At 71.7% G+C, this 9,969-nt stretch carries 6 protein-coding genes and 1 pseudogene; 4 read left to right on the top strand and 3 right to left on the bottom strand.

The window, feature by feature from the left end:
• Positions 1-101: 101 nt before the first annotated feature.
• Positions 102-1,436, bottom strand: a pseudogene (locus P1P75_RS35590) (RNA polymerase sigma factor); the annotation flags it as partial.
• 687 nt (positions 1,437-2,123) lie between these two features.
• Positions 2,124-2,882: a helix-turn-helix domain-containing protein gene (locus tag P1P75_RS35585; RefSeq protein WP_319263290.1), complete on the bottom strand. Its 759-nt coding sequence runs from the start codon at positions 2,880-2,882 to the stop codon at positions 2,124-2,126.
• Positions 2,883-3,286: 404 nt separating this feature from the next.
• Between P1P75_RS35585 and P1P75_RS35580 the strand changes: the two genes are divergently transcribed.
• The 3 genes from P1P75_RS35580 (at position 3,287) to P1P75_RS35570 (ending at position 7,463) form a co-directional block, all read left to right on the top strand.
• The gene (locus P1P75_RS35580; protein WP_319263288.1) at positions 3,287-4,666 is read left to right on the top strand and encodes an NAD(P)/FAD-dependent oxidoreductase; all 1,380 of its coding nucleotides are present in this window, start codon (positions 3,287-3,289) and stop codon (positions 4,664-4,666) included.
• Positions 4,667-4,924: 258 nt separating this feature from the next.
• Positions 4,925-6,592: a SpoIIE family protein phosphatase gene (locus tag P1P75_RS35575; protein WP_319263287.1), complete on the top strand. Its 1,668-nt coding sequence runs from the start codon at positions 4,925-4,927 to the stop codon at positions 6,590-6,592.
• 73 nt (positions 6,593-6,665) lie between these two features.
• Positions 6,666-7,463, top strand: a complete 798-nt coding sequence (locus P1P75_RS35570) for a methyltransferase domain-containing protein (RefSeq protein ID WP_319263285.1) — start codon at positions 6,666-6,668, stop codon at positions 7,461-7,463.
• Positions 7,464-7,531: 68 nt separating this feature from the next.
• Here P1P75_RS35570 and P1P75_RS35565 read toward each other — a convergent pair whose 3' ends face one another.
• Positions 7,532-8,818, bottom strand: coding sequence for an MFS transporter (locus P1P75_RS35565; RefSeq protein WP_319263294.1), 1,287 nt, complete (start codon positions 8,816-8,818; stop codon positions 7,532-7,534).
• A 129-nt stretch (positions 8,819-8,947) separates the two neighbouring features.
• On the opposite strand from P1P75_RS35565, the gene P1P75_RS35560 reads away from it, so the two are divergent.
• A complete protein-coding gene (locus P1P75_RS35560; RefSeq protein WP_319263284.1) occupies positions 8,948-9,505 on the top strand; it encodes a MarR family transcriptional regulator in 558 nt (185 codons plus the stop codon).
• Positions 9,506-9,969: the final 464 nt, after the last annotated feature.

Below are 9,969 nucleotides of genomic sequence, written 5' to 3'. Positions count from 1 at the left end.
TACGACGCCGTGGCCGGCGTCGACGACATGACGATGAAGCTCGGCAAGGTCGTCTTCTCGGTGTACGCCGACGGGGTCCGGCTGTGGTCGTCCGGGACGACCGCCGGCGGCAGCGGGTCGGGTTGCTCGGGTGTGGGGGTGGGCGCGGCCACCGGTTCCTCCGGCAGCACGACCGGCGCGGACGCCGACGGCTTGGCCACCGGCTGGTCGGCCGGGCTGTCGTCGCCGACCAGGGCGAGCGCCACCACGGCGGCGGCCACCACGACCACACCGGCCGCGATACCGCCCTTCACCGGCGCGCCCAGGCCCTCCGAGGCGGCCGCGCCGCCGGCGCTCGACCCGCCCGTCCCGCCGCTCGCCGCCGCGCCCGCGGCGCCCGCCGCCCCGGCTCCGGCACCACCGGCGATGAGCGCGGCGGCCTTGGCGTACCCGGCGGCACCGAACCAGCCGATGACCGCGATGGGCACCACGGCGGGGATGCCGCTGGCGACCTCCTCGATCTGCAGGGCGGCCAGCCGGCACTTGGCACACTCGTCCAGATGCTTGCGCAACCCCCGCTCGGCGCGGGTGCGCAGCCGGCGGCGGGCGTAGGTGCCGAGCTGGTCGGCGTAGCGGGCGCACTCCTCGTCGCTGGTCAGGGTCGCGCTGACGTGGGCCTGGAGATAGGCCTGCTTGAGGCCCTCGCGGGCCCGGCTGGCGAGCACGCGCGTGCCGTTGGCATCGAGGCCGAACAGCGTGGCCACCTCACTCGGCGACCCGTCCTCGACCTCGGTGTGCCACAGCACGGCCTGCCAGCGCTCCGGCAGTGAGCGGAAGGCCTGCATGGCCATGGACTGCTCGGCCTCGTGCATGGCCAGTACGTCGGCCCCGAGGTCGAGGGTGTCGTCGTCGGACACCTCGGAGGAACGGGAGGCGTGCGCGGCGAACAACGCGAAGTCGTCGACGAGCTGCTCACGCTTCGCGGACTGCGTCCAGCCCGCGGCGACCCGGCGTACGGAGGTGAGCAGGTAGGCGCGTACGGCGTGCTCGGGGCCGGAACCGCGGCGCACCGCCTGGAGCATGCGGGCGAAGACCTCCGCGGTGAGGTCGTCGGCGGTGTGGGCGTCCCGGCAGCAGGTGCGCGCGTAACGGCGCACGGCGTCGGCGTGGCGCCGGTACAGCTCCTCGTACGCCGTGTCGTCGCCGGAACGCATCCGGGCGATCAGGCCGGGGTCGGCCGGCGGCACCTCGCGCAGCGGCGGCAGGACGCTGTCCTCGCGCCGGTCGCGCTGCGCCGGGACGCTGTTCTCGACCGGGACACCGCCATCACCCAGGGCGGGGTCGCCGCCCTGTGGGACGCCCGCGCGCCCGCCCTGGCTGGGCACCTGCGGTGAAAACCGGCCACCGGCCTCCGCGTCACCGTCGCCCAGTGACTCGTCCCTGCCGTCAACGCTCATCCCGGAAAGCCCCCGCCGCCTGCCGAACCAGTCCCTGCCAACGGGTCAGAGTGCCATATTGGCTTTTGTTCAGAACCCCGCGGGAGGGGGCATCCAGTCGTCCGTGGGGACCTGCCTCCGCTCGGCACCGAAATTCGCTCGGACGGGGAAGGTTCAACTGGCCGTCCGTGGGGCCCGGTTGACGCCTGAGGTCGATATGCGTGGAATGCACCGACGGTCGAGGGGAGAGGGGCCCCAGCCCGGTCCGGAGACACCCGCGTCACCTTTTCGAGTAGCCACCCACACCCCGCTGACGGCCACGCCCTCGCCGGCCGACGGCCACGCCCGGAACGAGAATCCCCCAGGGGGTCACCCGCCCGCACTCAAGGAGGTGGGGGCTCCCCCCAATGAACCGGGTGAGCCCCCCCAGAAACCGGCCAACGACCCGCCGCTCGGGAACGGCCACCGTCCGACTTCGCAACCGGGCGGACCTGTCACGCGAAGCCATGAAACGCCTCGCGCCCCGCCCTCCCACCTGAGGCCGACCGGCCAGCGCCGATCGGTCAAGACCGGCAGCCCAGTGTCGACCTAGCGGACGAGAGCGACAGCCCAGGACGATCGGTCAAGACCGACGGCCCAAGCGGCAGCCCACGAGCGACAGCCCGAGACCGACCGGCCGGCAAACCGGCCGGCCGGCAAACCGACCGGCTAAGAAGCCGGCCGAGACCGCAGCCCGTCCAACAGGATGTCCAGGAGGCGGGACGAAGCCGCCGCCTGGTGGGCCGGGTCCGGCAGGGAAGGCGCCGCGGTGGCGATGACCAGCAGGACGTCCGAGACCGAGACGTCCGGCCGCAGCTCACCAGCCGCCCGTGCCCGGTCGACGAGCTGGCCCACGACCTCGAGCAGGGCCGCGGCCCCCGTGTCGTCGACGACGGCCTGCAAGCCCTCGTCGGCGACCAGCCGCAGCTCGCCGCCGCCCGGCTGGCTCCGCTGCTGCGGAACCCGCACCTCGTCGACGGCGGAGCCCTCCTCCGCGACGCCGACCTTCAGCACCTGCGGCGGCAGCAGCCGCCCGGCGCCGGAGGCCACCGACGTGCGCAGGAAGCGCGACAGCGCCGACCACGGCTCGTCCTCCTGGCCCAGCGCGGTCCGTGCCTGGTCGGTCAGCCGGGAGGTCTCCTCCTCGGCTATCCGCCGGACCAGGACGTCCTTGCTGGGAAAGCGCCGGTACACCGTGCCGACACCGACCCGGGCGCGCCGCGCCACGTCCTCCATCGGCGCGCCGTATCCCAGCTCGCCGAAGACCTCGCGCGCCGCACGCAGTACGTGTTCCAGATTGCGCTGTGCGTCCACGCGCAGTGGCGTGGACCGCGAGGTGTCCCCGCGTCCGTTGCCCGCCGCCGCGCCTACCATGCCGCCCGGTCCAAGCGTGGACGCGGACGACCAATGCGTGTCCTGAATGTGCATGAATGTTCCCCCGGTAATGACGTCTCCCCCCGGAGACTCTCCCCGCCATGGAAAGCACGGGGCGCATGGAACAGGGGACAACCGACCCGGACCCGCGGACGAGGCCCTGCCGTCGGCAGCACCTCGCGGATCCGACGAGCGCTTCCCCCTGCACCCCGTCGACACACGAACATAGTTGAGAGGGAGTCAATTCAGAAGGGGCAGGTTCCGCACGGAGCGCCCCCCGATCGGAGTACGGGACGCATACGTCCCGATAATGCCCCTTCCCGCACCCCGGCGCGTACCCTCTGACCTGCACGCCTACCGTCCACGCCGGTGGTTCGGCCGCCCCCGCCTCCGCCCGGCCCGCGGTCACACAAATTGTCGGGGCTGTGGACAAACTCCGGCGCCGGGTGCGTCATGGGATGGTGAAGGAACGTGCGCGCATTCTCGTTGTCGGCGGTGGCTACGTCGGGATGTACACGGCCCTACGGCTCCAGCGGCAGCTGAAACAGGAACTGGGCCGGGGCGAAGCCGAGATCACGGTGGTCACACCCGACCCGTACATGACGTACCAGCCGTTCCTGCCCGAGGCGGCCGCGGGCGCCGTCTCCCCGCGGCACGTCGTCGTACCGCTGCGCCGCGTCCTGCCGCACTGCCGGATCGTCGTCGGCGAGGTCACCGCCGTCGACCACGCCAAGCGCACCGCCACCCTGACCACCCTCGCCACCGGCGAGGAGGGCACGGGCCCCCAGCAGCTGACGTACGACGAACTGGTCCTGGCGCCCGGCTCGGTCTCCCGCACGCTGCCCATCCCGGGGCTCGCCGACTTCGCCATCGGTTTCAAGACCGTCGAAGAGGCCATCGGCCTGCGCAACCACGTCATCGAACAGATGGACATCGCCTCCTCCACCCGCGACCCCGCGATCCGCGACGCGGCCCTCACCTTCGTCTTCGTCGGCGGCGGCTTCGCCGGCGTGGAGGCGCTCGGCGAGCTGGAGGACATGGCCCGCTACACCACCCGCTACTACCACAACGTCACACCCGAGGACCTGAAGTGGATCCTCGTCGAGGCCTCCGACCGGATCCTCCCCGAGGTCGGCGAGGACATGGGCCGCTACACCGTCAGCGAACTGCGCCGCCGCAACATCGACGTCCGCCTCGGCACCCGCCTGGAGTCGTGCGCGGACCGCGTCGCCGTCCTCAGCGACGGGGCCCGCTTCCCCACCCGTACGGTCGTGTGGACCGCCGGCGTCAAACCCCACCCGGTGCTCGCCGCCAGCGACCTGCCGCTCACCGAGCGCGGCCGCCTCAAGTGCACCCCCCAGCTGACCATCGAGGGCGTCACGCACGCGTGGGCGGCCGGGGACGCCGCCGCCGTCCCCGACGTCACCGCAGCCCGGCCCGGCACGGACACCGCCCCCAACGCCCAGCACGCCGTACGGCAGGCCAAGCTCCTCGGCGACAACATCGCCCGCTCCCTGCGCGGCGAGCCCCTGCAGACGTACGCGCACAAATACGTCGGCTCGGTCGCCTCCCTCGGGCTGCACAAGGGCGTCGCGCACGTCTACGGGCGCAAGCTGAAGGGCTACCCGGCCTGGTTCATGCACCGGGCCTACCACCTCAGCCGGGTCCCCACCTTCAACCGCAAGGCGCGCGTCCTCGCGGAATGGACGCTGTCGGGACTCTTCAAACGGGAGATCGTCTCGCTCGGATCTCTCGAACATCCCCGCGCGGAGTTCGAACTCGCTGCCGGTGGAAAGCCTTCTGACGAGTCTTCCGGCGACCCGAAGGGGTCGTCCTGACCCGATCCAGGAACTCCACCGGCCGCCCCCACGTCTGAAGAATGTCGGCCCGGACGGCGGCCGCCCTGCCAGACTGCTCCCTGCTCATCGCCCCTCCTGAGCCCCCGGCGGGCCACCACCCACCGCTGCCGAACCACGAGGCTGTCCCCCCGCGCTCCACACCCGGGGTGCTGTAACAATGTGCGGCCACCGCCGCGCGGCCCTGAGCCCAGGCCGGGCCCGGAGCCGGCCGTCGACGACTACACGAGGCAAGGATTCGTGAACTTCACGCGCTGGAGCGCCCGGCTCCCCGGAACGCAGCGCCGCGCCGCCGTCGCGCGAGCGGAGCACCCGGTCACCACCACGGACCGGCGGAGCGAGGGCTCCGGCCCCGGCTCAGTACCCGCGGCCCGCGTCGAACAACTCACCGACGAGCCGCCCCCGGTGCCCGCCGTCGACGAACTCCCGGCCCGCGAGGTCCTCGACCGCGTCCCGGCCCTCGTCGCACTCGTCCACGGCCCCGACCACCGCCTCGCCTACGTCAACGACGCCTACACGGCGGCCTTCGGCGTACGCCTCATCGGCGAACCGGCCGCCGAGGCACTTCCCGAGCTGCACGAACTCGGCCTGATGCCGCTCCTCGACCAGGCCCAGCGCAGCGGCAAGCCCCGCACCCTGAAGTCCCGCAAGGCCCCCGACGGCCGCTCCTACACCTTCACCTGCACCCCGGTCCCGGAGAACCACGGCGAGAGCGCCGTACTGGTGTTCGCCACCGATGTCACCGACCACGCCGAAGCCGCCGAGCGCCTCAGAGCCAGCGAGCGCCGCCAGCGGGAGACCGCCGTCACCCTCCAGCGCTCCCTGCTCCCCCAGGAGCTGGAAGAACCCGACGACCTGCGCATCGCCGCCACCTACCACCCCGGCGGCACCGAGGCGGCCGTCGGCGGCGACTGGTACGACGTCATCACCCTCGGTGGCGGCCGCACCGCCCTCGTCATCGGCGACGTCATGGGCCGCGGCGTCCGAGCGGCAGCCGTCATGGGCCAGCTCCGCACGGCCGTCCGCGCCTACGCCCGCCTCGACCTCCCGCCGCACGAGATCCTCCAGCTCCTCGACGGCCTCGCCATGGAGATCGACGCCAACCAGATCGCCACCTGCGTCTACGCCATCCACGACCCCAACGAGGGACGGCTGGTGTACGCCTCCGCGGGCCACCTGCCGATCCTGGTCCGCGACGAGAGCGGCACCGTCCTGCGTGCCGACGAACCCACCGGCCCGCCGCTCGGCACCGGCGGCTGGATGCACGCCTCCGGCTCGATCCCGCTGGGCCCCGGCTCCACCGCCGTCCTCTACACCGACGGCCTGGTCGAGCGGCGCAACGAGGACCTCGACGAGGGCATCGCCGCCCTGGAGCGCGCTCTGGCCGGTGCCACCGGCACCCCCCAAGTGGTCTGCGACCGCCTGGTCCGCTCGGCCGGCGTCACCGCCGACCACGACGACGACGTGGCCGTCCTGGTCCTTCAGCACCCCGCTCGCACCGGCCCCGACGGCGAACTGTTCCGCAACGCGGCCCTGGAACTGCTCGGCGGCGTCGAAGCGGCCCCCCGCGCGCGGGCCTTCGCCTCCGGGGTCCTCACCAGCTGGCGCTTCCCCGCCGAGCTGCACGACCTGGGCGTCCTCGCCGCCAGCGAACTCGTCGCGAACTCCCTCCAGCACGGCATTCCGCCCATGCGCCTGCGCCTGCGCCGCACCGACCGCCGCCTGATCATCGAGGTCACCGACGGAGACGACCACCTGCCGCGGCGCCGCCGCGCCGAGCCCGCCGACGAGTCGGGCCGCGGCATCGCCATCGTCGCCACGATCGCCACCAGCTGGGGCAGCAGACGCACCCCGGGCGGCGGAAAAGCAGTCTGGTGCGAGTTCGTCCTGCCCAAGCCCACCGACTGAAACAGGCCTCGAACACCCATTCCCTGGCGCGCGCCACCTAGGCGAACGCGCCTCCCGGTGCTAGTAGCTCCCCATGGCAGACGCAACGGGCTTTCACCTCAAGGGAAGCGCCCCCGAGCGCTACGAACACTACGTCGCGCCCATCATGGCGCCTTTCGTGACCGCACTCGTGGACGCCGCGGACCTCTACCCCGGCGCCACCGTCCTCGACCTCGCGTGCGGCACCGGCTTCGCGGCCCGCGCCGCCGCCGCACAGGCCGGACCCACCGGCCGCGTCGCCGGAGCCGACGCCAACGAGGCGATGCTCAAGGTCGCCGTGGACCGCCACCCGCGCCTCTACCCCGACATCGAGTTCACCCCCGCCCCCGCCGACGACCTCCCCTACCCGGACGCGGCATTCGACGCGGTCCTCTGCCAGCAGGGCGCCCAGTTCTTCCCCGATCTCGACGCGGCCCTGCGGGAGACGGCCCGCGTCCTGCGCCCCGGAGGCCGCTTCGCCGCCACCGTCTGGTCGAACCTCGAAGCCTCCCCCTATTTCGTCGCCCAGCTCGCGGCCGTCGAGCAGTACGGCGACCCGGAGGCGGCAGAGGTCTTCCGGGCTGCCTTCCACAGTGCCGACCGCCTCACCGCGGCCCTCGACCGCGCCGGCTTCCGACAGCCGACCGGCCGAGAGCTCACCTTCCCCGTCACCCTCCCTCCACTTCAGGACTACGTCCGCGGCCACCTCTCCGCGATCCCCTGGGGTCAGACGATCACCGACACCGCGGGCGAGGAAGCCCTCACCCGCGCCGCCGACACCATCCGCGCAGCCCTTCCCGCCGACACGACGACCTTCCCCTTCACCGCCGCCCTGGTGACAGCCCACCGCTGACAGCCACCCCCCGACGGCATGAAAAGGCGGCCGTCGCCTTCCGGCGACGGCCGCCTCCACCCCCTGCTTCACGCCTGAGCGGCAACCGGCTCCACAGCGACCCCACCCCGGGCCACCACCCGCCTGCGCGCCACCCACGGCTGATCCTGCACGACGGTGAGCTGCCGCCCCAGCCGCAGCGCGAGCACCGTGATCCCCAGCGAGAACACCAAGAACGTCACCACGTACGGGGCATGCAGCGAGGCCCCCATCGGCCCGCCCACGGCCGGCCCGACCGCCAGCGCCAACTGCTTGACCAGCGCGAACGCCGAGTTGTACTGCCCGGCGAGCCCGGCCGGCGCCAGATCGGCCACCAGCGGCGCCACCGTCGGCGACAACATCGCCTCGCCCAGCCCGAACAGCGCGTACGTCGACACGAAGGCGGCCGTCGCCATCTCCTGACTGCCGTTCCCGAGCCCGGCGTACCCGGCCACGGCCCATGCCAGGGCCCAGATCAGCCCCACAGCCGCGATCACCCGCGACCGCTTCTGCCGCTCGACGAACCTCAGCACCGCGAACTGCGCGACGACGATCACCGCGGTGTTGGCGGCGAGTGCGGTCCCGAGCGCGGACGTCGAGATGCCGGCGGCCTCGACGCCGTACGCACTGAGCCCGGACTCGAACTGCCCGTAGCAGGCGAAGAACAGCACGAAGCCCAGCACGGACAGCTGCACCATGGCCCGGTTGCCGAGCATCTGCTTCCAGCCGCCCTTCACGGACCCGCGCGGCGCACCCTCCACGCGCGGAGCGTGCGGCATCCGCACACCGGCGATCACCACGGCCAGCAGCAGGAACATCGCCGCCTCGATTGCGAACAGCAGCGTGAAGGAGGACACCCGCGTGGCGTCGACCAGATGCCCGCCGATGAGCCCACCGACCCCGAGCCCCAGATTCTGGAGAAAGAACTGCGTCGCGAACGCCCGCGACCGCGTCTCCGCGGTGGAGCAGTCCACGATCATCGTGGCGAGCGCCGGCTGCATCACGGCCTGCCCGGCCCCCAGCGCGGCAGCGGCGGCCAGTACGGCGGTGGCGTTACCGGCCAGCCCCAGGCTCAGTGCGCCCAGCGCGGCGGTGACCAGGGCGACGATCAGCACCGGCAACGGGCCGCGCCGCACGATCGCCCGGCCGGCGAACGGCAGCACGATCAGCGCGGCCACGGCGAACACGGCGAGGACGAGCCCCGCCGTCATGGCACCGAGCCCACGCACCTGCGCCACATAGACGTACAGGTAGGGGACGGTGAAGCCGAGCCCGAACGCGCTGAGTGCGTTGCCCACGTGGATCCGGCGCATCGCTGCGCCCATGGCCCTGGTCACGTTCACCTCTCTCAGGTAGTTGGTCAGTCTCAGTTCTTAGAACCGAAGACTTCGAAGGTAAATTTCAAAGCTAAACAGTACACCTCGAAGAACTTCAACGCGAACGAGCCGCGTGCGATACTGGCGCCCATGGGCGACCCCGGCAGCACAGGCATCGGCGGCGAGCCGACCCTCGAAGAGCAGATCGCCGCCTACCAGCGCGAATTCCAGGACCTCGACCCCCAGGTCGAGAAGATCGTCTCGGCGCTCTCCCGCCTGAACCGCCGCATGAACGTCGCCTACGGCCGCCAGACCGCCGCGCTCGGCATCAGCAGCGCCGACTGGGAGGTCCTCAAGGCCCTCGTCCTCTCCGGTGCCCCCTACCGGATGGGACCCAGCGACCTGGCCAAGCGGCTCGGTCTGACGCCGGCCGCAATGACCCACAGGATCGACCGCATGGTCACGGAAGGTCTGGTGACCCGGAAGCGGGACGAGACCAACCGAGTGCGGGTGATCGTGGAGCTGACGACCGAGGGCCGGGAGAAGTGGCTCGAGGCGATGCGAATGGCGACGGTCTTCGAGGAGGATCTGCTCCAGGACCTCTCCGCCGACGACCGCACGGCCCTCGGTGACGTCCTGACCAGGCTGTTGCGCCGGGTGGAGCACGCCCAGCCGGACGCCGGCGGGCGCCTCACCGACCTGGACTAAAAGATCTTGACAGGGCTGCTTGACACGCCCTAGCCCGGTCCGTAGAGTTCTTCGGGTTGCCGCGGAGCCGTAACGGTTCTGCGGTAGCGTCCGCCGCAGTAGCGGCACTCATACCAAAGCAAGATCTCCCAGCGGGGTTGTAATTCGGCGTGCCCGAATTCAATTCGATTTGGGCCCGGCAGCTCGATTAGCGCTTGCCGGGGAGGATCCGCTAAGGTTTGAGACGTCGGAACGGCCCAACAGCCGGGAAGGCAACCCCCCTCTGACGGGGAATCAGCGCCGAAAGGATCTGATAGAGTCGGAACCGCCGGAAAGGAAACCGCGAAAGAAAAGCGGGAACCTGGAAAGCACCGAGGAAATCGGATCCGGAAACGGTCTGATAGAGTCGGAAACGCAAGACCGAAGGGAAGCGCCCGGAGGAAAGCCTGAGAGAGTCTCTCGGGTGAGTACAAAGGAAGCGTCCG

This window comes from Streptomyces sp. ID05-39B (assembly GCF_033794725.1).
In the GTDB taxonomy this organism is placed as follows: domain Bacteria; phylum Actinomycetota; class Actinomycetes; order Streptomycetales; family Streptomycetaceae; genus Streptomyces; species Streptomyces bobili.
This window is presented reverse-complemented; position numbering and strand designations above follow the sequence as displayed.

Bases quoted from the DNA above. Each gene is read 5' to 3' on its own strand.
- P1P75_RS35580 (WP_319263288.1), top strand. From the start codon at position 3,287: ATGGTGAAGGAACGTGCGCGCATTCTCGTTGTCGGCGGTGGCTACGTC.
- P1P75_RS35585 (WP_319263290.1), bottom strand. From the start codon at position 2,882: ATGCACATTCAGGACACGCATTGGTCGTCCGCGTCCACGCTTGGACCG.
- P1P75_RS35570 (WP_319263285.1), top strand. From the start codon at position 6,666: ATGGCAGACGCAACGGGCTTTCACCTCAAGGGAAGCGCCCCCGAGCGC.
- P1P75_RS35560 (WP_319263284.1), top strand. From the start codon at position 8,948: ATGGGCGACCCCGGCAGCACAGGCATCGGCGGCGAGCCGACCCTCGAA.